This window comes from Massilia aquatica, assembly GCF_011682045.1.
Taxonomy (GTDB): Bacteria; Pseudomonadota; Gammaproteobacteria; order Burkholderiales; family Burkholderiaceae_D; genus Telluria_A; species Telluria_A aquatica.
On sequence record NZ_VVIW01000008.1, the window covers coordinates 104,274 to 128,041 of the forward strand.

Below are 23,768 nucleotides of genomic sequence, written 5' to 3' on the forward strand. Positions count from 1 at the left end.
TCATCCCTCGTTCCAATCGTATTCCATCAGGTGCGCCGTGCGCAGCGCCAGTTCGCGCCCCGCCAGCCGTTCGACCAGGTGCAGCGACATGTCGATGCCGGCCGAAATGCCGCCCGAGGTGACAATGGCGCCGTTGTCGATCCAGCGCCGCCGCTCGAGCACCCGTACCAGCGGGAACCCTGCGCGCAGCTCCTCCACGTCGGCCCAGTGGGTGGTGGCCTCCTGCCCGTCGAGCAGACCCGCCTGCGCCAGCAGGATGGCACCGGTGCAGACCGACGCGGTCAGTTCCGACCTGGCGGCGGTGGCGGCGATCCAGGCGATGACGTCAGGCTTGGACTGTTCCTTTGTGACTACGCCGCCCGGCACGATCAGCACATCGATGGCGCCGGCATCGGTAAAATCGGCTTCCGGCAGCACGCTCAGGCCGGCCCGCGCGCGCAGCATCGCCGTCGTCGCGCCGATGGTGCGCACCCGGAACGGTGCCGCCGCATCCGGCGTGAGCTTGGCGGCCATGCGCGTGGCGCAGGTGAACACTTCGTAAGGCCCGGCGAAGTCGAGTACTTCAACGTCGTCAAAAACATAGATACCGATGGTGCGTGTCATGCTCGCTCCTTGAAAGAAAACCCATCATGTCACGGGCGCGATTGACATAAATGACATTGATGGTGGAATATCTGCCACATGAACATAATCGACATTTGGCTGCTGGTCTTCCCCGGCTTCGCCCTGCTGGACGCGACCGGCCCCGCCCAGGTCTTCGGCAGCGCCAACGACGAGGCGCGCGACGCGCTGCTGCCGCAGTCCTACCAAATCCGCATGATCGCGCCCGGCGGCGGCCCGGTGGCGTCGAGCTGCGGGGTGACGGTGCTGACCGAGCCGCTGCCGCCGGCCGGGCGCAACCTGGCCGGGGCCACGCTGATTGTCTCCGGTGGTAGCGGCGTCGAATTGGCGGACCACGGCGCTCACGACCCGGCCATGGCGCGCTGGGTGGCGCGCGCCGCAGGCCGGGTGGCGCGCTGCTGCGCGGTGTGCACCGGCGCCTTCGTTCTGGCGCGCGCGGGCCTGCTGGACGGGCGCCGCGCCGTCACCCACTGGCGCGACGCGGCGCTGTTGCAGGCGCAGTTCCCGGCCATCGACGTGCACGACGACGCGATCTATATCAAGGACGGTGCGCTGTACACCTCGGCCGGCATCGCCGCCGGCATGGACCTGGCGCTCAGTCTTGTGGAAGAAGACCAGGGCCGCGCTACCGGCCTGGCGGTCGCCAAGCGCATGGTGGTGTACTTCAAGCGCCCTGGCGGCCAGCGCCAGTTCAGTTCCCAGCTTCTGGCGCAGGCCGATCCGCAGGATGTGCACGCCCAGCTGACCGACTGGCTGCGCCCGCGCCTGCGCCAGCAGATCGACGTCGAGCAGATGGCGGCGGCATGCGCGCTGTCGGTGCGCACCCTGCATCGCCAGCTGCGCCAGGCGGCCGGCCTGTCGCCGGCGCAGTTGCTGCTGCGGCTGCGCATGGAAGCGGCCTGCGGCCTCTTGGAGCGCCCCGGCATGACGGTCAAGCGCGCCGCCAGCCAGAGCGGCTTCGGCAACGAGTACAATCTGCGGCGTGCCTTCGCCGCGCAATTGGGCGTGGTACCGAGCGACTACCAGGCGCGCTTCGGCTGATCTTTTGAAAAGGGACTGTTTTGGACTGGGACTATGAAAATCCATTCGTGCAGGCGATCACGCCGCAAGCGGGCGATATCGACGGACTCGATCACACCAACAATGCCGTTTATGTGCGCTGGTGCGAGCAGATCGGCTGGGCGCATTCGGAGCAGCTTGGCCTGGACCTGGACGATTACCGCCGCCTCGACCGGGCCATGGCGATCCGGCGCGGCGAGTACGAGTACCTGTTGCCGACGGTGTTGGGCGAGTCGTTGACCCTGGCGACGTGGCTGACCGGCGGCGACGGCAAGATTGCGATGGAACGCCGCTTTCAACTGATCCGGGAGCGCGATGGCGCCACCGTGCTGCGCGGGCGCTGGGATCTGGTGTGCATCGACATCAGCAGCGGCAAGGTGCGCCGCATGCCGCCCGAGTTCCTGGACGCCTATTTGCCGAGCGTGGCGCAAGCGGGTGAGTGAGTGAAGTATCCGACCACGCCCGACGGCCGCTATTTTGTCGTTGCCGGCCGCCTGTGGCGCACCAGTAATCCCGACCTGGCGCCGGATCTAAGGCAGCAGTTGGTCGATCAGCTCATGACGGCAAGGCGCCAGGTCGGTGCCGCCAAAAAAGCCGGTGACGCCGACGCCGAGCGCGCCGCCCGCGCGGCGGTCGATGCCGCCAAGCGCGCCCTGGGCGAACGGGGGCCGGTGTGGTGGACCGATGGCGCGCTTGATTTCAACCGGCGCATGGTCGCCAATACGCCTTACGCGCAGTGGTACGCCGACCTGGCTTGAACCGCGCGGCACCCCAACAAGCGCCTACGCCGGGCGGGCAAAGTCGCTCGCCACGATCGCCACCATGGTGTCGCCGAAGCCGCCGCGCGCCCGCGCATCGGTCCTGGCGCTGGTGACCACCCGTGGCGCTGCGCTCCACGCAAAACGCGCGCTGCTGCGCTGCAGGGCCGCCACCAGCAGCACATCTTCATGGCAGGCGACCGGCTCGAAGCCGCCCGCGCTGCGGTAGGCCGCGGCCGATACGCCCAGGTTGGCGCCGTGGATATGATGGTGGCCGTCGCGGTCGTGATAGGTGCGCTTGAAATGCGCCTGCAACTGCGCCGCATGCGACGCGTGCGCGCTCCAGTCGTCTACCGCCACCGTGCCGCACACTACGTCCACGTCGAGCGCCAGCTGCTGCACCAGCCAGTCGGGTGTAACGCGGGTGTCGGCGTCGGTAAACGCCAGCCAGCGCGCATCGGCGGCTAGCAGATGGCGGGCGCCCGTGGCGCGCGCGGTGCCGACCTGGCGGCAGGTGAGGGCGATCGCGGTGATGGTGCAGCCGGCGCCGCCCGCGCGCTGCGCCACCACGTCGGCCGAGCCATCGTCGCAGTCGTCCAGCACGACCACGATCTCGACCGCTTCACCGAGCAGCGCGGGGTGCGCTGCCGCCGCGATCAGGGCGTCGAGGCAGGCGCCGAGCAGGACTTCTTCGTTGTGCGCAGGGACGACGATGCCGATCATGCCGCCTCTCCCGGCGCGCGCGTCCAGATATCGAGCAGGAAGTCGGTTTCCCGATGATGCAGCGCGTGCGCCAGTGCGGGCAGCGCCGTCATGGCGTCGTGCAGGGCCTCGGTGCCTTGCAGGCGGTCGTCGAACGGGTGGCGCCAGTGGCAGAACACCAGCGTGCCTTCCGGCGCCAGGCTGGCAAGGATGCGCGCTTGCAGTTGATCGAAGCCGTCCGGGCCCAGGTAGTACGCCAGTTCGCTGACCACGATCAGGTCGAACGGCCCGCGTTCGGGTGCGGGCCAGTCGCGCGGCAGCACGTGCCGCTCGACGCTTGCTTCGCCTGGGCCGGATAGGCGCTTTTCGGTCAGGGCCACGGCCGCCGGGCTGGCGTCACTGGCCAGCAAGCGCGCGCAGCGCTGCGCCAGTGCCGCGCTCAATTCGCCGTTGCCGCAGCCGGGTTCATACGCGTTGCGGTAATGCTTGAGCGGGAGCGCGGCCAGGATCAGGGCGCGCTTGCGCTGTTCGTACCAGCTCTCGCGCACGCGCCAGGGGTCGTCGCTGGCACTGTAGAGGCGCTCGAAATGGTCCAGTCCCGCTTGCGTCATCGATGTCATAAAAAGTAGAGTTCCTGATGGGTGACAAGGCGCGCCAGGGCCGATTGGGGCAGCACCGGGCCGTCATGGTCGCGTTCTTCGGTCTGGCTGCAAAACGCGGCGGCGGCCCGGCGTTTGCGCTCCTTCTGGTCTGGCGCGAGCAGCAGTTTCCTGGCGCGTGGCCAGGGCAGGGCCGACGAATCCGGCGTGGCCCAATGCCAGGCCCACACCGGAAACTCGATCAGCCGGTTCCCGCTCGCGGCCGCAGCGGCGGCGCAGGCGCGCCCGCACGCCTCGTGGTCGGGATGGCCGTCGAAACGCCAGGTGGTCAGCAGCACGTCGCCCGGCTGCATGCACATGGCGATGGCGCGATGCAGCGCCGCTTCATGCTGCGCCACGGCGCCGTCGGGCACGTGCAGGCGCTGCGCCGCCAGCGCCGGCATTCCCAGGCGGTCCAGCGCCGCGCGCAGCTCTTGCGCGCGCCGTTCGGCCAGCGCCGCCGGCGGCCACAGCGCCGAGCCAGGGTGGCTGGCGTTGCCGTCGGTGACCGACATGATCCGCACGTCGCGCCCGGCCGCGTGCAAAGCCTGGATCAAGCCGCCGCACGCAAGGGTTTCGTCGTCGGGGTGGGGCGCGACGATGATGGCGCGCGCGCCCGGCGGCACCAGTTCGGCGGCTGCGATGAAAGGGACCGCTGCCAGCAGGCCGCAGGCGTGCCAGGCCTCGGCCGTGGTGCCGGCGCCGGAAATATGGCGCGAGCCGGACTGGGTCACAACTGCCATGGTGCATGCTCCAGGTGGCTGATCTGTTTGCCGAGTGCGGCGAAATCGCGTTGGTCGTGGCCCTGGCGCAGGAACACCGGCAAGTCCGCCGCCAGTTGCGCGAAGCGCGCGTCCTTGCACAAGGGGCCGGCGCCCAGGGCGCGCGTTGCCAGCGACAATACTGCCGTGGCGGCGCTGTCCACGGCCAGGCGCACGCGCAGCGCGTCCCGCATGGCGTCGGCTTGGGGGGCGCGGTCGATCGCGTCGGCGGTGCTGCGGATCAGCGCCGCGCAAGACGCCAGGGCGACGTCGATTTCGCCCAGCTGGGCCAGGCGCAACTCGTGTTCGGGAGCGTCGGCGCATGCTGCCCACAACTGCGCCGCCAGCGTGGTCGCCGCGCCGTACCAGCAGGCGGCCACGCCAGCGCCGCCATGCCAGAAGCCGGGCCGCGCCAGGTAGGCGCCAGGCTGGCCGATGAGGCGCGCCGGCACGCGCTCGAACAGCACATCGACACTGGCGCTGTCGCGCATGCCGACCGCCGGCCAGCCGTCGCTGCTGACCGTGACGCCCGAGTGGCGCATGTCGACCGCCGCAAGGCAGGCTTCGCCGGCGGCGTTCCAGCAACTGACCAGGGCATGCGTTACTCCGTGGGCGCCGGAGCACCAGGATTTCCTGCCATTGACATGGAAGCTTCCGTCGCCACCCTCGACCAGCGCCAGGCGCGCCTGCGGCGGTTCGGCGCACCAGACGCCCCAGATGGCGTGCGCCGGGCCGTCGCTTTGGTCCAGCTCGGCCAGGATGGCGAGGGCGTCGGTGTGGCCTTCGTACAGCTTGGCCAGGCTGAGGTTGTGCGACCCGACCAGCGCCAGGGCTTGCCAGCGCTCCAGCGTCGCGCCTGCGCCGGGCAGGGGCAGGCGGTCCAGCCGGTCATGGACCAGCCGCTGCAATTGGTCTATGACGGCTTGGCCGCTACCTGCGTCCAGTGCTGCGGATAAGATGGTGCGCTTCATGAAGGAGTCCTGTGGCAAGACTGCCTAGGTTCTCACGGGCACCTTCAAAGCTGTGTGCGTTCACGCACCATTTTGCTCAATGGAAGGAGTTAAAAACCAACACTTATTCCCAGTTCCAGCGAGCGGCCGTGCGCGGGCAAGGCCTGCAAGGCCCCGCGCTGCGCGATCAGGCCCGACAGATAAACGCCGCCGAGCGGATCGGCGTACTGCTTGTCGAGCAGGTTGGTCACGCCGGCCGACAGGCGCACGTTCTTGCGCAGCTGGTAGCCGGTGCGCGCGTTGAGCAGCGCGTAGCCTGCCGTGTGCGGCTCCAGCCGGCGCGCATCGGCGTGGTCCTTGCGCGCCACCAGTTTGGACTCGAACTGGCCGCTCAGGGCGCCGCTGCTGTAGTCGAGCGAGAGCAGGGCGTTGGGCGGCGCGATGTGATACAGGTCGCCGCCGTCGGCGCGCTTGCCGCGCGTGTAGGCGGCGTTGCCGGTGAATGCCAGCGCGCCTGTCAGCGGCATGCGCCATGACAAATTGGCGCCATACAGCCTGGCGTCGTGATTGGCGAAGCGCAGCAGGGCGCCGCGCGCGCTCTTGATCATGTACGGATTGAACTGGCCCAGCGTATCGGCGTCGATATAGTCGCTGACCCGGTTGTAGTAGGGGTTGAGCTTGACGAACCAGCCGTTCGCCCCGCCGCCATGCCAGTGCGCGGTAAACGCCAGCGTGGTGGCCGTTTCGGGTTTGAGGGCGATGTCGCCGACATAGCCGTTGCCATCGCCGAACCAGTTGGTCATGGTCATGGCCATCGTGCCGCGGCCCCACGAATAGCGCTCGTACAGATTTGGGGAACGCGTCTTGCGCGCCGCCGCCAGCTCGTAGGTGGTATTGGCGTCCGCTTCGAAGCGGGCCAGCGCGGTCAGGTCCAGGTTGCCGTCGCGCTGGCGCCGCGCGCGCGCGTTGAAGGCCCTGGCCGCCGCCGCGTCGGCCGCGTTCATCATGTTGCTCGAATACGGCTGGACGGCGCCGGCATCCATCGTCACCGATTCCCAGCGCGCGCCGAACAGCGAGGTCCAGCGCGCACCGTGGCGGGTTTCGGCTTCGCCGTAGACCGCGATGCGGTCGCGCCGGCCATCGTTGATGTTTACATAGGTGTGCGGTCCCATCATCATCGAACCGGGAACGGCGGGCCAGAAGTCGTCCAGCCGGAAGGTGTGCAGTTCGTGGCCGAGGCGCACGCTGACGGCATCGCCCGCAGGGACGCTGAGCTTGAGTACATAGCCGGCATTGCGGCCGTCGGTCAGCATCGGCATGGTGCCGGGGCGCTCGGGCGTGAAGAAGCCCATGTCGTGTTTGGTGGACTGCCAGTAGGCGCTGGCGTCCAGGTCGCCCCAGCCGAAGGTCGACAGCCAGTTCAGGTTGGCGAAGGTGACGTCGTTGCCGGTCATGTCCATGTACTGGTTGGGGAAGCCCTGGTAGGGAATGCGCTGCGTGCCGGCGCGCAGGGTCACGCGCTGGCCGTCGCCGCGCAGGGCCAGCACGGCCGACTGGTTGGTGCTGCGGTACAGGCTGCCCAGCACCCGTTGGCCGCTGCCGTCCTCGTAGCTGTGGCCGCGCGCCTGGGCGATGCTGTAGCCGACGCTCATGCGCTCGCTGGCGATGCTGGCCGACAGGCCGGCGTTGACCGCCTCGCCGTTGCTGCGCCCTCCCAGGGTGAATTTGCCGCTGGTGACGAGGCGCTCGGCCTGGTCGGCAAAGACTGGCGCGTTTGACTTGACGGTCAGGGTGCCGCCGGTGCTGTCGCCGCCGGCGCTGACCGGCGTGACTCCGGCCAGCACCTCGATGTGGCCGATCTGGGTCGGGTCGATGTACGACAGCGGCGCGTTCATGTGGTTGGCGCAGGCGGAGGTGATTTCCATGCCGTCGATGCGGATTTTCAGGCGGTCGTCGCCCAGGCCGTTGATGAAAGGCAGGCCGGAGACGCCGCCGCCCTGGGCCACGCTGTAGCCGGGCGTGGCGCCCAGCAGCGAGGCGGCGTCGCCGCTGCCGTTGTGCGGTGCGCGCCAGCCTTCGCCGATGGCCGAGACGATGACCCGCATGCGTGGTTCGATCGGGCCGTCGGGTGCGCCCTGGGCGCCGGCGTTGAGGGCCGCGCCGGCCAGTGCCAGCAGGGTGGGAAGGTGAAGGTGTTTCATGGTGCGTCCTTGCTGGCGGAAAGCGATGGCGTGGTGAAGAGGGGCGTGGCGGCGGCCGGCACGAGTTGCAGTGCGAAGAAGGGCGCCGCCGGCAGGCAGTACGACGCAAAGTAGAAGAAGGCCAGCGCGGTGAAGGCGGCGGCGTTAAAGCAGCGCAGCGTGCGCAGCGCGATGGCGAGCGTGGTCGCCGAAGCGACAGGGGTCGGTTTCAAGGTAAATCCTCGTCACACAGGTTTCAGGTTGCCGCGCAAAAGGCGGCACAAGGCCCCGGCATGCCGGTGGCCAGACTGGTACGGACGGTCAGGCGAGGAGGGGAGGGGCGCGCGGGTTGGCCGCGGACCAGGCGTGCAGCGGTTGCGGCGCGCGGTAGAACAGCGATGGGTAGGGGCTGCGGCCGATATCGACCATCAGCATGCCGGTGGGCGGCGCCGGCGGCAGATGCGTGCCGGCGTGGGTGGTGCAGAAGGCGCAGTGCTGCATTGCGTGATGCGCCGAGCCGTCGTCGTTGGCGTCGACCTGGATCAGCCTGACGCCTTCGCTGGTACATACTTCCATCGTCGCGGAGGCCATGGCGGCGCTGCCGATGGCGGGCGCGAAGGCACTGAACAGAATGGCCAGGAAGGCGATCCAGATGTGCAGTGTTTGTCGCTTTGCCAGGGTGCTCATGCGGGCATTATAGCTGCGCGCGTGCTGTTTGCCCACTGGCAAAAACGTTCAGATCGCTGCGGCGCCCTGCGCCAGCTCTTCGCCGCTGTCCACCTGCGCCAGGCCTGGCTCTTTGAACAGGATCGACAAGGCGATTTGCTTGACCTCGCGCGCGTCCACCGCGCCGCCGGCCAGCGCGCCGGGGGCGTCGGTCATGATCAGGGGGCCCATGGCCGGGTCGTCGACCGGACGTCCATGCGAGCCTTTGACGATCGACGCGTCCAGGCCGATCACGTTCATCAAGGTGCGCAAACCGAGCTTGCGGCGCAGCAGGCGGGCCAGCACCGCCAGCCTGGGGAAGCGCAGGGCCGGATCGAAAAACAGTTCGGCCGGGTCGTAACCGGGCTTGCGGTGGATCTCCACGGTGCGCGCGAAGTCGGGCGCGCGGCGCTCGTCGAGCCAGTAGTAATAGCTGAACCAGGAACGGGCGTCGGCCATCACCACCAGTTCGCCCGAGCGCGGATGGTCCAGGCCCACGGCGGCGCGCTGCGCACCGCTCCAGACCGCCTCGACTCCGGGCACTGCGGCCAGCAGGGCGCGTACCGCCTCGACCTGGCCGGGGTCGGCCACGTAGACGTGCGCCAGCTGATGGTCGACCACCGCAAACGCGGCGCTGGCGATGGGGTCGAGCAGTTCGGCGCCGTCTTCCTCGCGCACCGCCAGCAAGCCCGCCTCGCGCAGATGCCGGTTCAGGTGCACCGGCCGGTCGACTGCCGTGATGCCGTATTCCGACAGCACCAGCACGCGCCGTCCGGCGGCCTGGGCGTGCGCGATCAGCTCACCCGCCACCCGGTCCACGTCGGCCAGCGACTGGCGTACCGCCGCATGCTGTTCGTCCGGACCATGGCGTTGCAGGTCGTAGTCGAGATGGGGCAGGTAGACCATGGTCAGGGTGGGGTCATGCTCGTCGATCGCCATCTTCGCGGCGGCGGCGATCCAGGCGCTCGAGGCGATCGAGGTGCCCGGACCCCAGAACTGGAACAGGGGGAACTTGCCCAGCGCCGCGCCGAGCGTGTCGCGCCAGGCCGCCGGCTTGGTATAGCAATCGGGCAGCTTGCGGCCGTCGGCCTTGTAGATGGGACGCGGCGTGGCGCCGATATCATGGCTGGACGCCATGTTGAACCACCAAAACAGGTTGGCGCAGGTGAAAGCGGGATCGCGCCGTTTTGCGCTTTCCCACAGCTTTTCGCCAGCGACCAGCTGGTTCGATTGCTTCCAGAAGCCGATCTCGGCCGTGTCGCGGAAATACCAGCCGTTGCCGACAATGCCATGCCTGGCCGGCGCCAGGCCGGTCATGAACGTCGCCTGGACCGAACAGGTGACGGCCGGCGTGACGCTGGTCAGCGGGCGCATCGTGCCGCGCGCCGCAAAGGCGGCCAGGTTGGGCGTCAAGGGTCCGAGGTGGCGCGGCGTCAGGCCGACGATGTTCAGGATAAGCAGGGTTTGCATCGGCGTACCTCGCATTCGGTGACGGATCGGGACAACGCTGGCAGGACATCGCGGCACCCGAGCTTACTCCACTTTCTTGCGGAAAGTCTAACAATATCGCTACGCTCATCTATTTATTTAAATTGCGACATTCGCTGGTTTTTTCACAATAAAATCTGTGTATATTCATGTCTATCAAGAATGTTATGGCGTGCATGCCTTGGGTTTCCGCAGTGATCGACGATGTCTATCCGGGAGAGAAAGCACATGATGGAACGGGCCGACAGCAGTTTGTCCGACGCCTTGCGCACGGTGGCGTTCAGCGTCGAGTACCGCATCCCGGTGGTGTTTACGCGCAGCGCCTTCGATCCCGCCAATCCGCATCTGTGCACGCTGCTCACCTTGCGCGAGCCGCACCGGCGCCACCGCATGATCGTCTTTGCCGACGCCGGCGTGGTGGCCGCGATGCCGCACCTGGCCGACCAGGTGGCCGCTTACGCCGGCGCGCATGCGGCCCATATCGAGCTGGCCGCCGCGCTGGTGGTGCTGCCCGGCGGCGAGGCGTGCAAGAACGATGCGGAGCTGGTGCCGCAGTTGCTGGCATGCCTGGCCAGGCATGCCATCGACCGCCATTCCTACGTGCTGGCCATCGGCGGCGGCGCGCTGCTCGACGCCGTCGGCTACGCGGCCGCGATCTTTCATCGGGGCGTGCGGCATATCCGCTTTCCGAGCACGGTGCTGGCGCAGGCCGACAGCGGGGTGGGCGTCAAGAATGCGGTCAACTGGCATGGCCAGAAAAACCTGCTCGGCACCTTCAGCCCGGCCTGGGGCATCGTCAACGACGGCGATTTCATCGACCTGCTGCCGGCGCGCGAAAAGCGGGCCGGCATGGCCGAAGCGGTCAAGGTCGCGCTGATCCGCGACCGCGCGTTCTTCCTCCAGATCGAACGGCAGATGCAGGCCCTGGCGCGCTTCGAGCCGGCCGCGCTGGCGGCGCTGATCGCGCGCTCGGCCGCGCTGCATCTGCACCAGATCGCCAGCGGGGGCGACCCGTTCGAACGCGGCTCGGCGCGCCCGCTCGACTACGGCCACTGGGCCGCGCACAAGCTCGAACAACTGAGCGGGCATGCGCTTTCGCACGGCGAAGCGGTGGCCATCGGGATCGCCCTCGACGCCCGCTATTCGGTGCTGGCGGGCTTGCTGCCCGCCGGCGACGACGCCCGCATCCACCGTCTGCTGGCCGGCCTCGGGTTTCGCCTGTGGCACGAGCAGCTCCTGAGCCGGGGCGACGATGGCGGCCTGGCCGTGCTGCGGGGACTGGCCGAGTTTCGCCAGCACCTGGGCGGCGATCTGACCATCACCCTGCTGGCGGGGCTAGGCAGCGGAGTCGAAGTGCACTGGATGGACAGCGGCCTGGTGGCCGACGCCATCGGCTGGCTGCGGCAACTGGACCGGGAGGCGCCATGCGCCTGATCCACGCGGGACGGCTGGCGCACCTGAGCTACTGCACCAATATCCATCCGGGCGAGAGCTGGGACGAGATCGGCGCCGCGCTCGACCGGTACATTCCGCAGGTGCGCGCACGCCTGGCGCAGTCGGGGCATGCGCCGCCGGGGCCGTTCGGCATCGGCCTGCGCCTGTCCGCGGCGGCGGCGGCGTCCCTGAGCGAGGCGCCGGCGCTGCGCGCCTTCCAGCAGCAGCTGGCGCGCCTGGACGCCTATGTGTTCACCATTAACGCCTTTCCGTTCGGCGCCTTTCACGGCGGACGCGTCAAGGAACAGGTGTACCAGCCGGACTGGCGCCATGCGCAGCGGCTCGACTTTACGCTGCACGCCGCGCATATCCTGGCGCAGCTGTTGCCCGTTGGGGTCGAGGGCAGCATCTCGACCGTGCCGGGCGCCTTCGGGGACGCCGGCGAGCAGGCCGGCGCGCCGATTGCCGCCAACCTGATCGGCGCGGTCGCGCAGCTGGCCGCGCTCGAACGCGCTAGCGGCAAGCGCATCGTGCTGGCGCTGGAACCGGAGCCGGCCTGCCTGCTCGAGAGCGTGGACGACGTGCTGGCCTTCTTTGCGGCGCACCTGTCCGGGCCCGCCGCGAACGCCCGCCTGGCCGCACTGGCCGGCTGCGACGAGGCCGCGGCGCAGGTGCTGCTGCGGCGCCACCTGGGCGTGTGCTTCGACGTCTGTCACGCCGCGGTCGGCTTCGAAGACCCGCTGGCGGCGCTGGCGCGGCTGCACCAGGCCGGCATCGCGGTGCCCAAGATCCAGCTCTCGTGCGCGGTGCGCATCGCGCGCATGCACGCCGGCCTGGCCGAGGCGGTGGCGCGCCTTGACGACGGCGTCTACCTGCACCAGGTGTCGGTGCGCGGCGCGCAGCTGCGCCGCTACACCGACCTGCCGCAGGCCCTGCAAGCGTTCCGGCGCGGCGAGGCCGAGGGCGAATGGCGTATCCATTGCCATGTGCCGGTGCTGGCCGGCGCGGACGGCGAGCTGGCTTCGACCGACGAGCAGTTGCGCGCGGTGCTCGGCGCGCTGGGCGGCATGGCGCGCCTGCCGCACCTCGAAGTGGAAACCTACACCTGGGATGTGCTGCCCGCCGCCTATCGCGGCGGCCCGAAAGCGCATGCCATCGCGCGCGAACTGGCGGCCGTCATCGACGCGCTGGCGGCATGAGCAGCGCGGCGCGCAAGCTGCCCGCGGCCGGCGTGTATCTGCGCCTGGGGCGGGTGTCGAACCTGCCCACCGTGTGGACCAATGTGCTGGCCGGCGTCTACCTCGGCGGCGGCAGCGCGGCGGCGGCCTCGGCCACCCTGCCGATCGTGATGGCGGCGGTGTCGGCCTGCTATGTGGCCGGCATGTACCTCAACGATGCCTTCGACCGCGCGGTCGATGCGCGCGAACGGCCCGAGCGCCCGATCCCGGCCGGCGAAATCAGCGCCGCCTCGGTGTTTTCGATCGGCTTCGCGCTGCTGGCGCTGGGGCTGTTCGGGCTGGCGCTGTGCGGCCAGCGCGCCGGACTGGCCGGCGCGGGACTGGTCGCCACCATCCTGGTGTATGACATCTGGCACAAGGGCAATCCGGCCAGCCCGCTGGTGATGGGGGCCTGCCGCGCGCTGGTGTATGTGGCCGCCGCGGCGGCGGCCGGCATGGCGGCGGGCGGCGCGGGCGCGCTGGCGCTGGCGGCGCTGGCCATGCTGGCCCATGTGGCGGGCCTGACCTACGCGGCCAAGCAGGAAAGCCTGGACCGGATCGGGCGGCTGTGGCCACTGGCCTTGCTGGCCTTGCCGCTGGCGCTGTATGGCTGGAGGGCGGGGGCCGGCGGCGCCGCCGGGCTGGCGATCTGGGCGGCGCTGGCGCTGGCCAATGCGGCCGCCGTGCGGCGCCTGGCGCGCCGCAGCGCGCGCGGCGCTGTGCCCGGCGCGGTGGCGCAGCTGATCGCCGCCACCGCGCTGCTGGACGGGGTGGTGATGGCGGCGGCGGGCGCTTCGCCGGCGCTGGTATGCGCCTGCGCCGGCGCCTATCTGTGCACGCGCCTTCTGCAACGCCTGGTGGCCGGCACATGAAGGCGCGCATTGCCATGCTGGGGAACTGGGTGCGGCGCCGCGTCACGCCCGCTTGCGCCCAGTGGTTCGACGGCGCGCTACGGGAGGTCGCACACGAGGGCGGCGAGCCGGCCCTGGCGCGCGCGCTCGGCTGGGCGCCGCGCAAGCTGGGCAAGGCCGACCTGGGATTGTCGGACAGCGAGGCGGAGCAGGCGGCGGCGCTGCGCCCGGGGCTCGATGCGGCGCTCTGGAGCGTCGACCAGGCGGCCCGCATCGCCTTCATTCTGGCCGGCTTGGGGGGCGAGCCGGAAGCGTTCGCGGGCCGCCTCGACAGCCTGGCCGATACGGCCGAACTGAACGAAGCGATCGCCCTGTACCGCGGTTTTCCGCTGTACCCGGCGGCGGCGGCGATCGAAGCGCGTGCGCGCGCCGCGGTGCGCTCGGCGATGCGCCCGCTGTTCGAGGCCATCGCCCACCGCAATCCGTATCCGGCCGAGCAGTTCGACGAGGCGGCCTGGAACCAGATGGTGGTCAAGACGTTTTTCCTGGACAGTCCCTTGTGGCCGGTGCAGGGCATCGAGCGGCGCGCCAATCCGGCCCTGGCCGCGATCCTGCTGGATCTGGCCCATGAGCGCTGGGCCGCCGGGCGCGCGGTCAGCGCCGAGTTGTGGCGTTGCGTCGCCCCGTATCCGGGGCCGGCCGCCTGTGCCGCGATGGAACGGGTGCTGGCCGGTGGGTCCGAGCCCGAGCGCCTCGGCGTGGCGCTGGCCCTGGCGCGCGCCGAGGGCAGCGATGCCGCGCTGCTGCGCGCCGCCTGCGCGCGCCAAGGCCTGGACCAGCGCGCCGCGCGCGCCGGCTGGGCTGCGCTGGCCGCCGCCAGCGGCTAGCGCCCCGGGCGCGGCGGTGCCGGTCATTCATTTCAATCAGAGGGGAGCAGACGATGACACACAGTGCGGACGACCATCAGTTCGGCGCCGACGAAGCCTTGATCGATGAAATGTTCGGCGGGCGCTCGGCCGCCTGCCCCTGCTGCGGCGGCACGCTCAGTCCGGCGATGATCGAGCGCATCGTGGCCGAGGCGGGGCAGATGAACAGCGCGCGCCAGGCCGCGCGGCGCCTGCCGCCCGGCGCCAGCGGCATGCTGATCGACCCGCACGCGCACATGATCGCCCGCACCACCGACGATTACGAGGCCATGGCGCGGGCCGGCATCGTGGCGGTGATCGAGCCGGCTTTCTGGCTGGGCCAGCTGCGCACCAATGTGGGCAGCTTCATCGACTACTTTTCCACCATCAGCGGCTTCGAGCGCTTTCGCGCCGGCCAGTTCGGGATCCGCCACTACTGCACCATCGGCCTCAATCCGAAGGAGGCCAACAACGAGGCGCTGGCCGAGGCCGTGCTCGACGTGCTGCCGCGCTACCTGGCCAAGGAGGGCGTGGTGGCGCTGGGCGAGATCGGCTACGACGAGCAGACGGCGCTGGAAGACAAGGCCCTGCGCGCCCAGATCGCGCTGGCCAGGCAGTTCGAGCTGCCGATCATGATCCATACGCCGCACCGCGACAAGAAGCGCGGCACCACGCGCACCATGGACGTGCTGGAGGAGTGCGGGGCCGACCCGGCGCGCTGCGTGATCGACCATAACAACGAAGAGACGGTGGCCGAGGTGCTCGACCGGGGCTACTGGTGCGCCTTCACGATTTATCCATCGACCAAGATGGGCAACGAACGCCTGGCCGCCATCGTGGCGCAGTATGGCGCGGAGCGCCTGATCGTCGATTCGGCCTGCGACTGGGGCGTGTCCGATCCGCTGGCGGTGCCCAAATCGGCGCGCCTGATGGCCAGCCGGGGCATCCCGGCCGAGGTGATTCACCAGGTGTGCTACGCCAATGCGCTGGCCGTCTACGGGCTCAATGGCGAAATGCGCGAACAGGACTGGCTGGCGCCGCCCCCGATCGACCAGCGCAACCTCTACAGCGGCAACTCGGTATTGCGCGGACAAGCGCCGCGCATCGACGCGGCGGCCGGTAGCGATGTGATCAGTTAGTTTCCCGAGCCTGGAGCACGCTCATCCCCACCCACCAAAGGAGCGGCAATGCAGCAAGCAAACTCAACGACGGTCAGCCTGACCTCGACCTGGTTCATCCGGCCCGGTTGCGAAAGCGAGGCGCTGGCCGGCCTGCGCAAGCTGGCCGAGGAGGTGCAGGCGCAGGAGCCGGGCACCCTGATCTACCGCGTGCACACCCCGTTCACGGCCGACGCACGTTTGCAGGCGCTGCCGCCGGCCGCTGCGCACAGCGTGGTGTTCTTCGAAGAGTACCGCGACGCCGACGCCTTCCTGGCGCACCTGAACGGGCCGGCCTTCACCGGCTTCACGCAAACGTACGGGGCGCTGTTCGTCTCGTCCCACGGCAAGCCATATACGACGGTCGATTTCCTGTCGCAGCAGGCCGGTTTCGTGCGCCCCGGCCGCACGGCGGCGCCGCCAGCGCCAGGCAATGGCCACCCGTCGCGTATGTTCGAGATCATCGCCAGGGACCAGGAGCGGGCGCTGACCTTTTACGGCACGGTGTTCGGCTGGACCTTCGTGCGCGGCAGCCATGACTTTGCCTACGTTCATTTCGGCAGCGGCAGCGCGGCCAGCATGGGCGGCATCGGACAGATGGACCCGGCCGTTCCGGGCGAAGCGCCCGGCTGCCGCTTCTATCTCACGGTCGAGCACCTCGAGACGGCCATCGCGCGCGCGCTCGCGGCAGGCGGGTGGCGCCTGATGGACCCTACCCAGGCCGATGGCTACCGCTTCGCCATGATCACCGATCCCGAAGGCAATGAGATCGGGCTGCTGGAGCCGTTCAGCGCCGCGTAGACCGCATTTTGGACCAACCAGGGAGTACATGATGAGCTACTTGAACCCGCTGCGCCTGCATTTTTCCGGCCGCTTCCAGGCCAATGTCTCGACCGTCAACAACGATCCCGGCCATTTCGACAATGCCACCTTCGATCCCAGTTACCAGCAGATGCAGACTGCCGCCGCGGCCAACGGCTGGTTCAATCCGGAGGGCGACGCTTCGTGGCGCCTGCTCGGCTGCGCGATCACGGCGGCCTGGACCCCGGACGGCGCGGTCGCGGCGTCCGACCCGGTACTGGCTTGCCAGGTGGCCGACGCCAACAGCCGCGTCAGCGCCAAGCTGGCCGATCTCGACAGCGAGCAGCAAATGGTGTCGGAGATCTGGGGCCTGCAGGTGCGCATCGCCGATGCGGCCGGCAACACCTTGCTGCTCGGCGACTACACGCCGGCCGCCTTCATGGATATCTGGAACCGTGCCACCGGCGGCAATTCCGGTGGCGACAACGCCGCCGGCGCCATGTACCAGTCGGTGCTGACCAATCTGCAATGGGGCGACATCGCGGGCTCGCCGTTCCTGCTGGCGCTGCGCGGCGCCGCCGGCTCGGGCAAACTGTCGATCAAGTTCAACGTCGACGGCATCAACCTCAACTTCGGCGACCCCGAATTCATGTGCGGGCGCCTGGTCGGCACGATCGGTCCGGCCGCTGCCGGCGAGCCGGATCATTTGTTGCTGGGGCGCCAGTTCATGGCTGTCAGCACCCAGCCGCCTTCCGGATTTTTCGCGCCGCAAGGGGGGATCAATTTTTTCGCCGCCCAGGTCGATACCTCCGCCGGCTGTATCTTTCTCGACCTGGGCAATGCGCTCAGCACACCCACGCCGGGAGGCCCAATGAGCGACCTCGGGCGGTTGACGCTGGGCGTGGCCACGGCGGACGGGAAGACCCCGGGCCTGGGGTCGATCGAGCCGCACGGTCCCGCTGGGTATACCGATCCCGCGTGGTATGGCCGGACGGCGGGCGTGGTCGTCATCAACTTGACTGCGGAGCAATTGAAGGCGGTCGAGGAGCAGGCGCTGGTGCTCAGCGGCGACCTGGCGCCGGCCGATGCCTTCATCATGGAGTCGCCTTTGGGCGCGTTCGTGCGTGCCGACCGGTATGTGTACCGCCTCAGTCCGGGCGATACGGTGCGGGTGCCGGTGTACGCGACCCGCTGGGGCCGCCCCTTTGCCGGCGCCGACCTGACCTTTGTCGCCGATGCCGGCGGGCTGCAGCCGAGTAACAGTATCAATGCGCAGGATGTACCGAATGTCGCCGTGCCGCTCTCGGCCATGCCGTTCGAGCGCAGCGCATGCACCGACAGGAACGGCGTGGCGTGGCTGGCGCTGGCGCCGACCGACCCGGGCACGCCGCGCTACTTCAATGGCGGCCAGGATTACGGTATCGACGGGCAGGTGTACGGGATCCGCGTGCGCTTCACCGACCAGCGCTTCGCGTACAACGAGAACCAGTGGAATTTCATCAGCATCTTGCTGTGGAGCGATTTCGCCCCGCCAGCCCCGGTCACCTGGGACGCGCTGCAGCCGATCTTCCAGCAGTATGCCAATCTGTATCCGGTCATGAAGCGCTTTCTCGACCTGGGCAATTTCCAGGACGTGGTGGCCAATGCGGCCCTGCTCAAGCTGGCGTTCGGACTCGATCCGTCCAATCCGAACGCCATGCCGGTCACGCGCGACCTGTCGCCGGCCAAGCGCAACGCGATTCTCTCCTGGCTCGACAACCCGCTGTCGGGCAACGGCGCGGCGCCGGCGCGGCGGCTGCGCGCGAACACCGCGCCCAGCCCCGAAGCGGACGCCATGAAAGCCAGGGGCGGCAAGGCCTACGCCGCCTCGCGCCGCCTGTGCCTGCGCTAACGCCCATCGCCCATCGACCAGGAGAACAGCATGATCCTCATTCAAAACAGCTTGCTCGCGGGCCTCGATGGCCCGGCCCCCGCGCTCGCCGACGTCCACACCGCCCTGCAGAACGCGCTCGAACTTGAGCACGCCACCATTCCACCCTATTTGTACGCGCTGTATTCGCTTGACGCCTCCCGCAATACGCAGATCGCGGCCATTCTCAAGTCGGTCGTCACCGAAGAGATGCTGCACATGACCCTGGTGGCGAATGTGCTCAATGCGCTGGGCGGCACCCCACGGGTCGACCGTCCCGACTTCGTGCCGCATTATCCGGGGCCCTTGCCGGGCGGCGTCGACAGCCAGTTGACGGTCAACCTGGCGCCGTTTTCGATGACCCAGCTCGATGCCTTCCTGTCGATCGAGGAACCGGAGCACCCGCTGCATTTCAGGCGCGGGCCCAGCGATGCGCTGGAAGAGCAGGTCACCATCGGCCAGTTCTACCGCAAGATCAGGGAAGCGCTGGCGCTGCTGCCGCCCGGGTCCTTCGTCCAGCCCGCGCGCAACCAGGTCGGACCGGGCCTGATGCGCGAGGTGGTCGTGGTCGACGACCTGGCGAGCGCGCAGCGGGCGCTCGACACCATCATCGAGCAGGGCGAGGGCAGCCTGCTTTCGCCCGACGAAGGCGCGGGCGACGGCTACGCCCACTACTACCGCTTCATGCAGATCAAGAAGGGCAGGATGCTGGTGCGCTCGGGCACCACCTATGCCTACGCCGGCGCGGCCATCTCGTTCGACGAGGGCGGAGTGTACCGGCTGCCGGTCAATCCCACCGCCGCCTTGTACCAGAAGACGGCGAACGGGAACCAGCTGTTCGCCTTCGATAACTTCAACTACACCTACACCAGTCTGCTCAATGCGCTGCAAGCGGTGTTTAACGGACGGGACAACAGCGACGAATTCAACGTCGCCATCGGCCTGATGATGTCGCTCAAGCTGCAAGCCCAGGTCATGGCCGCAGGCGTTGCCTACGGCAACATCCCGACCGGGCCAAGTTTTCAATACCAGCCAAGCAATCCAGCGCTGGACCAATCCCACCGTTCGAGATGAAGGAAAGAACGATGAAACAACTGCTTCGCGCTCGCGCCGAATAGCCAGCCGTTAAAGGACCCGCCATGACGATCCGGATTTCCCTGTACCTGCCGCTGACCGCGGCATGGTTTGCCTGGAGCATGGCGGCCACCGTGCCGGCGGCGGCGCAAAGTCCCGCCGAACGCCATGTGTACCCCACCGGCGGCGTGCACAATACCAAAGGTTGCACGCCGCCGTCGAACTGCATTGCGCCGCGCAAGCCGGGCGAGCCTACCGATCCGCTGTATCCGGCTACCTGGTCGAGCGAATGGATCATGTACCGGGTGTTCAGGAATGCCGACAGATTCCCGCCGCCGTACGCCTCCCCGCCGGACGGCCTGACGCCGTCCGACTACGAGATTTCGCACGGCGCCACGTATTACGACGCCAACTACCGCCCGCGCGATGGCGACGGCAGCGGGGCGATGATGGAATACTATCGCAAGCGCTGCCTGCCGATCTTCCCGATGAAAAACGACTTCAGTTGCGCGTTCATTTCGCTCGGCAACAAGGCATATTTCCTGCGCTATGCGGACCGGCCCGCCGGCACGCCCGCGTGCTGCCAGTTCTCGCTGGAGAATCACCCACCCCGGCGCGATTTCATCAAGCACTTGCCGTACGATGCGGCGCGCAGCGCGCATCTGGGCGGCAGCCTGCAAGCTTACGCCACGGGCGGGGCCGGACCGCTGTTCGGCTATGCCTTCGAAAAACGGGCGCGGCGCGACAGTTATAACAAGGCGGCGCCGGCCTACCGCCATCCGCAATCGTTCTACTTTTCCGGCTTTCCGGGCGACCCGCCGAACGCGCCCATCGTCAGCCAGAACTACCGCAACTTCCGCATGCAGCCGCCCGATCCGCGCACGACCTGGGATCAAGTGGCCAGGACATGCCGGCCGCAGCCGCAATGGTGCTGCCTGTTCGACGGCGATTGCGAGGGCGGCGAGAGCAAGGCCGCGACCAGCCACCAGCAATGGAACGGGGTGCCGTCCGGCGCCGGGGACAAGGTGCCGCACTGACCTTGCCAGGCCGGCGCCTGGTGTCAGAAAATCTGGTCGTACAAGACCCGCAGCAAATATTTGCCGTAGGCATTGTCCTTGATCGGCCGCGCCAGCGCTTCCAGTTCTTCGGCGCCGATGAAGCCCTTGCGGTACGCGACTTCTTCCGGCACCGCGATTTTGAGGCCCTGGCGCTTTTCGATGGTGGCGATGAACTGCGAGGCGTCCAGCAGCGATTCGTGGGTCCCGGTATCGAGCCAGGCCATGCCGCGCCCCATCACTTCCACGTGCAACTGGCCGGCCGCCAGATACGCGCGGTTGACATCGGTAATTTCCAGCTCCCCGCGCGCCGATGGACGGATTTCGGCCGCGATGTCGCACACCTGGCGGTCGTAGAAATACAGGCCGGTGACCGCGTAGTTCGATTTCGGGACCTTGGGTTTTTCTTCGATCGACAGCGCATTCTGTTCGTCGCCGAATTCGACCACGCCGTAGCGTTCCGGGTCGAGCACGTGATACGCGAACACGGTGGCGCCGTCGTGGTGGTCGTTGGCCTTTTTCAGCTTGTTATCGAGTTCGTGGCCGTAATAGATATTGTCGCCCAAAATCAGCGCCGACGGCCGGTTGCCGACAAAATGGCGTCCGATAATGAAGGCCTGCGCCAGCCCGTCCGGCGACGGCTGCACCGCGTATTCCAGGTTGATGCCCCAGGCGCTGCCATCGCCCAGCAGCTCGCGAAAACGCGGCGTGTCCTGCGGCGTCGAAATGATCAATATATCGCGTATCCCGGCCAGCATCAGCGTGGTGAGCGGATAGTAAATCATTGGCTTGTCGTACACCGGCAGCAGTTGCTTGGAGATGCTGGTCGTGACCGGATACAGGCGCGAACCGGAACCACCGGCCAGGATGATGCCCTTGCGTTCAAGCGCGCTCATGGAGCCACTCCCGCCGGCCAGCGCAGTTCCCGATACGCACCCGAGGCAATCGCCGCCGCCCAGTCGCGGTGCGCGAGGTACCAGCGCACCGTGCGCGCCAGTCCGCTGGCAAAGTTTTCGGCAGGCGCCCAGCCCAGTTCGCGTTGCAGCTTGCCGGCATCGACCGCGTAACGGCGGTCATGGCCGGCGCGGTCGGTCACGTGCGCGATCTGGCCGCGGTACGATTGCGCGCCCGGCGCCTCGGCGTCCAGCAGGTCGCACAGGGTGTGCACCACGTCGATATTGGTCATTTCCTTATTCCCTCCCACGTTATAGACCTCGCCCGGACGGCCGGCCTCGAGAATGCGGCGCAGCGCCGCGCAATGGTCGCCCACATACAGCCAGTCGCGGATCTGGCGCCCGTCGCCATACACCGGCAGCGCTTTTCCGGCCAGCGCATTGGCGATCATTAAAGGAATGAGTTTTTCCGGGAATTGGCAGGGCCCGTAATTGTTCGAGCAATTGCTGGTCAGGGTCGGCAAGCCATAGGTGTGATAACAGGCGCGCACCAGATGGTCGGATGCCGCCTTGGATGCCGCATACGGGCTGTTCGGCGCATATGCCGACTGCTCGGTAAAAGCCGGATCGAGCGGCCCCAGGGTGCCATACACTTCATCGGTCGAGACGTGCAGGAAGCGAAAGGCGGTCTTATCCGCGCCTTCAAGCGCCTGCCAGTAAGCGCGCGCGGCTTCGAGCAGCGAAAACGTGCCGTTGATATTGGTGGCGATGAATTGGCCGGGTGCGTCGATCGAGCGGTCCACATGGCTTTCGGCGGCAAAATGGATCAGCGCGCGCGGCCGGTGCCTGACCAACAGCTGCGCCACCTGAAGGCGGTCGCCAATATCGCCCTGCACGAACACATGGCGCGCATCGCCACGCAGCGGCGCCAGGTTATCCAGGTTGCCCGCGTACGTCAGCTGGTCGAGATTGAGAACCGGCTCGTCGCTGTGCGCCAGCCAGTCGAGGATGAAATTGGATCCGATAAAGCCGGCGCCACCGGTGACAAGAATCATGAAGTTTCCCTGGAAGGTCGGCAATTCGACACGCTGATTTTAGGTGAAATGCGGCGTGGCGGGAATGGAATTGTTTAACATTTGCACGAATACAGCTTCCCTACAGATGCTCCAGAAAACAGATCTCGCACCCGACCGAGGTAATCGACATATCGGTCGGCGAGACTTGCTGGCGCGCGCGGATCGCCTCCATCAGCGGCGCCGCATTGCGCAGATAGGGGTCGCTGCGCACGTTGAACTGCAACACCAGCGCGCCGACGTCGCGCAGCGCCTGCAAGAAGTCGACCGCCGTCATCCGGTTCAGGTTGCTGATGTACGCGTGCCAGCGCTCCGGAAACTGCTCCTTGATCTCGTGCGGCGCCATCCACAGGTGTTCCCAGTTGGTCTTGCCCAGATGGCCGCCGATGGCCGAAAACCACAGCCCGTCGGCGTAGATGGCAATCCGGCCGCCCGGGCGCAGCAAGGGGCGCATCGCGTTCAGCACGCCTTTGAGGTCGCTCACATGCTCGAACACGCCGTTCGAGACAATCAGGTCGTAGCGCCCCGGATGGTCGAGCGCCAGGTCATGCACATTGCATTCGTGCATGGCATAGCAGAAATCGCCGAAGCCTTCTTCCGCCATCAGCTCGGCCAGCGGTGCATGGATTGGGTTGCCGAGGTCGATGCCGAGCACGGAACGCGCCCCGCGCCGTGCGCTCCACAGGATTTCGTTGCCCTGGCCGCAGCCGAATACCAGCACGTCCTTGCCGGCCGGGTCGCCCAGCGGCAGCAGCGCCTTGTCCAGCCCCTTGATGCGCTGGCGGATGTAGTCCTTCTTGCTGGCGATGTCGTCGGTGGTCATCAAGCTGGTGCTTTCATGGCTGGTGGTGGAAAAAATGCACAGGCAGGACTGCGCCGGTGCCGGGGTCGGCCGCTTCATGCATGGTCACGCCGACGCGCCGGCCGGGGCAGCGGAAATGGCGCTCCAGGTCGCGCCCGTACCAGCGCCGCACACTGCCCGCCGGACCCGCCTGGATCGCGGTCCACGGCCGCGCACGCGGATCGGCGAAGCAGACCTGCAATAACCCGCGCGGCGACAGCAAACGCAGCAACTGGGCAAAACCGCTGCGGTCGTTGTCCAGATACTCGAACAGGTGGATCATTCCGATGAAGTCGACACTGCCGGCCCCGTAGCCGGACAGCGCCGCCGGCAAGCTGCCCGCAGCCGCCGAAGGCAGCGTTGCGCAACTGGCGAACCAGCGCGGATCGGCGCCGTACTCGCTGCCCAGCAGCAGGGCGCGGCGCCAGTCCAGGTCGCCCTTGTGCGTGGCTTGCAGCGCGCCCGCGCTGACGCGGTGCCGTTCCAGCGAGCCGCAGGCGATGCAGTGCGGGCCGAGCTGGTCCTTGCCGAGGCGTCCGCCTGGACCGGGGCCGAACTCCGTGCCGCCGCACAGGTTGCAAACGGGCGTGCCCGGGGCTTGCAAGCGTTCAAGCGCCAGTTGCGTGTCGATGCGCGTATCCATGCTCCACCTGAAAAAAATCGCGCCGCGCGGCCGGAAAACCCGCCGCGAAGGCA

25 protein-coding genes are annotated in these 23,768 nt (G+C 68.1%); 12 read left to right on the top strand and 13 right to left on the bottom strand.

Annotation, left to right across the window (positions count from 1 at the left end; all coding sequences use genetic code 11):
• Entirely contained in the window at positions 1-603 is a 603-nt protein-coding gene (locus tag F1609_RS15865) for a DJ-1/PfpI family protein (RefSeq protein WP_167077374.1), read from the bottom strand.
• A 78-nt stretch (positions 604-681) separates the two neighbouring features.
• Here F1609_RS15865 and F1609_RS15870 point away from each other — a divergent pair, with 78 nt between their 5' ends.
• The 3 genes from F1609_RS15870 to F1609_RS15880 are packed head-to-tail and all read left to right on the top strand — an operon-like array spanning position 682 to position 2,438.
• A complete protein-coding gene (locus F1609_RS15870; protein ID WP_167077375.1) occupies positions 682-1,662 on the top strand; it encodes a GlxA family transcriptional regulator in 981 nt (326 codons plus the stop codon).
• 20 nt (positions 1,663-1,682) lie between these two features.
• On the top strand, positions 1,683-2,123 hold the full coding sequence (locus F1609_RS15875; RefSeq protein WP_167077376.1) for an acyl-CoA thioesterase: 441 nt from the start codon (positions 1,683-1,685) through the stop codon (positions 2,121-2,123).
• The gene (locus F1609_RS15880) at positions 2,124-2,438 is read left to right on the top strand and encodes a hypothetical protein (protein ID WP_167077377.1); all 315 of its coding nucleotides are present in this window, start codon (positions 2,124-2,126) and stop codon (positions 2,436-2,438) included. It begins immediately after the preceding gene.
• Between the two features lie 24 nt (positions 2,439-2,462).
• Here F1609_RS15880 and F1609_RS15885 read toward each other — a convergent pair whose 3' ends face one another.
• The 8 genes from F1609_RS15885 to F1609_RS15920 form a co-directional block, all read right to left on the bottom strand.
• A complete protein-coding gene (locus tag F1609_RS15885; RefSeq protein WP_167077378.1) occupies positions 2,463-3,161 on the bottom strand; it encodes a glycosyltransferase family 2 protein in 699 nt (232 codons plus the stop codon).
• Positions 3,158-3,760, bottom strand: coding sequence for an SAM-dependent methyltransferase (locus tag F1609_RS15890; protein WP_229421910.1), 603 nt, complete (start codon positions 3,758-3,760; stop codon positions 3,158-3,160). The genes F1609_RS15885 and F1609_RS15890 overlap by 4 nt, the downstream gene beginning before the upstream one ends.
• Complete coding sequence (locus tag F1609_RS15895) at positions 3,757-4,521, bottom strand: PIG-L deacetylase family protein (protein WP_167077379.1); 765 nt, start codon at positions 4,519-4,521, stop codon at positions 3,757-3,759. The genes F1609_RS15890 and F1609_RS15895 overlap by 4 nt, the downstream gene beginning before the upstream one ends.
• Complete coding sequence (locus tag F1609_RS15900; protein ID WP_167077380.1) at positions 4,509-5,510, bottom strand: acyl-CoA dehydrogenase family protein; 1,002 nt, start codon at positions 5,508-5,510, stop codon at positions 4,509-4,511. Before F1609_RS15900 ends, F1609_RS15895 begins: the two co-directional genes overlap by 13 nt.
• Before the next feature lie 89 nt (positions 5,511-5,599).
• A complete protein-coding gene (locus F1609_RS15905) occupies positions 5,600-7,690 on the bottom strand; it encodes a TonB-dependent receptor (RefSeq protein ID WP_167077381.1) in 2,091 nt (696 codons plus the stop codon).
• A complete protein-coding gene (locus F1609_RS15910) occupies positions 7,687-7,902 on the bottom strand; it encodes a hypothetical protein (protein ID WP_167077382.1) in 216 nt (71 codons plus the stop codon). Before F1609_RS15910 ends, F1609_RS15905 begins: the two co-directional genes overlap by 4 nt.
• A gap of 88 nt (positions 7,903-7,990) precedes the next feature.
• Positions 7,991-8,356, bottom strand: a complete 366-nt coding sequence (locus F1609_RS15915; RefSeq protein ID WP_167077383.1) for a DUF2946 domain-containing protein — start codon at positions 8,354-8,356, stop codon at positions 7,991-7,993.
• A gap of 48 nt (positions 8,357-8,404) precedes the next feature.
• Positions 8,405-9,844, bottom strand: coding sequence for an alkaline phosphatase family protein (locus tag F1609_RS15920; protein WP_167077384.1), 1,440 nt, complete (start codon positions 9,842-9,844; stop codon positions 8,405-8,407).
• A 246-nt stretch (positions 9,845-10,090) separates the two neighbouring features.
• On the opposite strand from F1609_RS15920, the gene F1609_RS15925 reads away from it, so the two are divergent.
• The 9 genes from F1609_RS15925 to F1609_RS15965 all read left to right on the top strand — a co-directional run bounded on the left by F1609_RS15925 (position 10,091) and on the right by F1609_RS15965 (position 20,247).
• Positions 10,091-11,296: a 3-dehydroquinate synthase gene (locus tag F1609_RS15925; RefSeq protein ID WP_167077385.1), complete on the top strand. Its 1,206-nt coding sequence runs from the start codon at positions 10,091-10,093 to the stop codon at positions 11,294-11,296.
• Positions 11,287-12,495, top strand: coding sequence for a metabolite traffic protein EboE (gene eboE / locus F1609_RS15930; protein ID WP_167077386.1), 1,209 nt, complete (start codon positions 11,287-11,289; stop codon positions 12,493-12,495). The genes F1609_RS15925 and eboE overlap by 10 nt, the downstream gene beginning before the upstream one ends.
• Entirely contained in the window at positions 12,492-13,385 is an 894-nt protein-coding gene (locus F1609_RS15935; protein ID WP_167077387.1) for a UbiA family prenyltransferase, read from the top strand. Before eboE ends, F1609_RS15935 begins: the two co-directional genes overlap by 4 nt.
• Positions 13,382-14,251: an EboA domain-containing protein gene (locus tag F1609_RS15940; RefSeq protein WP_167077388.1), complete on the top strand. Its 870-nt coding sequence runs from the start codon at positions 13,382-13,384 to the stop codon at positions 14,249-14,251. The genes F1609_RS15935 and F1609_RS15940 overlap by 4 nt, the downstream gene beginning before the upstream one ends.
• 53 nt (positions 14,252-14,304) lie before the next feature.
• Positions 14,305-15,408, top strand: a complete 1,104-nt coding sequence (locus F1609_RS15945; protein ID WP_229421911.1) for a TatD family hydrolase — start codon at positions 14,305-14,307, stop codon at positions 15,406-15,408.
• Positions 15,409-15,456: 48 nt separating this feature from the next.
• Positions 15,457-16,227 carry a VOC family protein gene (locus F1609_RS15950; RefSeq protein WP_167077389.1) on the top strand — a complete coding sequence of 257 codons (771 nt, stop codon included), beginning with the start codon at positions 15,457-15,459 and terminating at the stop codon, positions 16,225-16,227.
• A gap of 31 nt (positions 16,228-16,258) precedes the next feature.
• Entirely contained in the window at positions 16,259-18,118 is a 1,860-nt protein-coding gene (locus F1609_RS15955) for a hypothetical protein (protein ID WP_167077390.1), read from the top strand.
• A gap of 30 nt (positions 18,119-18,148) precedes the next feature.
• Positions 18,149-19,210, top strand: coding sequence for a ferritin-like domain-containing protein (locus F1609_RS15960; RefSeq protein WP_167077391.1), 1,062 nt, complete (start codon positions 18,149-18,151; stop codon positions 19,208-19,210).
• A 65-nt stretch (positions 19,211-19,275) separates the two neighbouring features.
• On the top strand, positions 19,276-20,247 hold the full coding sequence (locus F1609_RS15965) for a hypothetical protein (RefSeq protein ID WP_167077392.1): 972 nt from the start codon (positions 19,276-19,278) through the stop codon (positions 20,245-20,247).
• Positions 20,248-20,270: 23 nt separating this feature from the next.
• Here F1609_RS15965 and rfbA read toward each other — a convergent pair whose 3' ends face one another.
• The 4 genes from rfbA to F1609_RS15985 form a co-directional block, all read right to left on the bottom strand.
• Positions 20,271-21,161, bottom strand: a complete 891-nt coding sequence (gene rfbA / locus F1609_RS15970) for a glucose-1-phosphate thymidylyltransferase RfbA (protein ID WP_167077393.1) — start codon at positions 21,159-21,161, stop codon at positions 20,271-20,273.
• A complete protein-coding gene (gene rfbB, locus F1609_RS15975; RefSeq protein ID WP_167077394.1) occupies positions 21,158-22,213 on the bottom strand; it encodes a dTDP-glucose 4,6-dehydratase in 1,056 nt (351 codons plus the stop codon). The genes rfbA and rfbB overlap by 4 nt, the downstream gene beginning before the upstream one ends.
• Before the next feature lie 100 nt (positions 22,214-22,313).
• Positions 22,314-23,132, bottom strand: a complete 819-nt coding sequence (locus tag F1609_RS15980; RefSeq protein WP_167077395.1) for a class I SAM-dependent methyltransferase — start codon at positions 23,130-23,132, stop codon at positions 22,314-22,316.
• On the bottom strand, positions 23,068-23,715 hold the full coding sequence (locus F1609_RS15985) for a hypothetical protein (protein ID WP_167077396.1): 648 nt from the start codon (positions 23,713-23,715) through the stop codon (positions 23,068-23,070). Before F1609_RS15985 ends, F1609_RS15980 begins: the two co-directional genes overlap by 65 nt.
• Between the last annotated feature and the right edge of the window lie 53 nt (positions 23,716-23,768).

Bases quoted from the DNA above. Each gene is read 5' to 3' on its own strand.
- F1609_RS15905 (WP_167077381.1), bottom strand. From the start codon at position 7,690: ATGAAACACCTTCACCTTCCCACCCTGCTGGCACTGGCCGGCGCGGCC.
- F1609_RS15980 (WP_167077395.1), bottom strand. From the start codon at position 23,132: ATGAAGCGGCCGACCCCGGCACCGGCGCAGTCCTGCCTGTGCATTTTT.
- F1609_RS15865 (WP_167077374.1), bottom strand. From the start codon at position 603: ATGACACGCACCATCGGTATCTATGTTTTTGACGACGTTGAAGTACTC.
- F1609_RS15960 (WP_167077391.1), top strand. From the start codon at position 18,149: ATGATCCTCATTCAAAACAGCTTGCTCGCGGGCCTCGATGGCCCGGCC.
- F1609_RS15900 (WP_167077380.1), bottom strand. From the start codon at position 5,510: ATGAAGCGCACCATCTTATCCGCAGCACTGGACGCAGGTAGCGGCCAA.
- eboE (WP_167077386.1), top strand. From the start codon at position 11,287: ATGCGCCTGATCCACGCGGGACGGCTGGCGCACCTGAGCTACTGCACC.
- F1609_RS15945 (WP_229421911.1), top strand. From the start codon at position 14,305: ATGACACACAGTGCGGACGACCATCAGTTCGGCGCCGACGAAGCCTTG.
- F1609_RS15870 (WP_167077375.1), top strand. From the start codon at position 682: ATGAACATAATCGACATTTGGCTGCTGGTCTTCCCCGGCTTCGCCCTG.
- F1609_RS15965 (WP_167077392.1), top strand. From the start codon at position 19,276: ATGACGATCCGGATTTCCCTGTACCTGCCGCTGACCGCGGCATGGTTT.
- F1609_RS15940 (WP_167077388.1), top strand. From the start codon at position 13,382: ATGAAGGCGCGCATTGCCATGCTGGGGAACTGGGTGCGGCGCCGCGTC.
- F1609_RS15895 (WP_167077379.1), bottom strand. From the start codon at position 4,521: ATGGCAGTTGTGACCCAGTCCGGCTCGCGCCATATTTCCGGCGCCGGC.
- F1609_RS15915 (WP_167077383.1), bottom strand. From the start codon at position 8,356: ATGAGCACCCTGGCAAAGCGACAAACACTGCACATCTGGATCGCCTTC.
- F1609_RS15925 (WP_167077385.1), top strand. From the start codon at position 10,091: ATGATGGAACGGGCCGACAGCAGTTTGTCCGACGCCTTGCGCACGGTG.
- rfbA (WP_167077393.1), bottom strand. From the start codon at position 21,161: ATGAGCGCGCTTGAACGCAAGGGCATCATCCTGGCCGGTGGTTCCGGT.
- F1609_RS15950 (WP_167077389.1), top strand. From the start codon at position 15,457: ATGCAGCAAGCAAACTCAACGACGGTCAGCCTGACCTCGACCTGGTTC.
- F1609_RS15885 (WP_167077378.1), bottom strand. From the start codon at position 3,161: ATGATCGGCATCGTCGTCCCTGCGCACAACGAAGAAGTCCTGCTCGGC.
- rfbB (WP_167077394.1), bottom strand. From the start codon at position 22,213: ATGATTCTTGTCACCGGTGGCGCCGGCTTTATCGGATCCAATTTCATC.
- F1609_RS15985 (WP_167077396.1), bottom strand. From the start codon at position 23,715: ATGGATACGCGCATCGACACGCAACTGGCGCTTGAACGCTTGCAAGCC.
- F1609_RS15890 (WP_229421910.1), bottom strand. From the start codon at position 3,760: ATGACATCGATGACGCAAGCGGGACTGGACCATTTCGAGCGCCTCTAC.
- F1609_RS15955 (WP_167077390.1), top strand. From the start codon at position 16,259: ATGAGCTACTTGAACCCGCTGCGCCTGCATTTTTCCGGCCGCTTCCAG.
- F1609_RS15920 (WP_167077384.1), bottom strand. From the start codon at position 9,844: ATGCAAACCCTGCTTATCCTGAACATCGTCGGCCTGACGCCGCGCCAC.
- F1609_RS15935 (WP_167077387.1), top strand. From the start codon at position 12,492: ATGAGCAGCGCGGCGCGCAAGCTGCCCGCGGCCGGCGTGTATCTGCGC.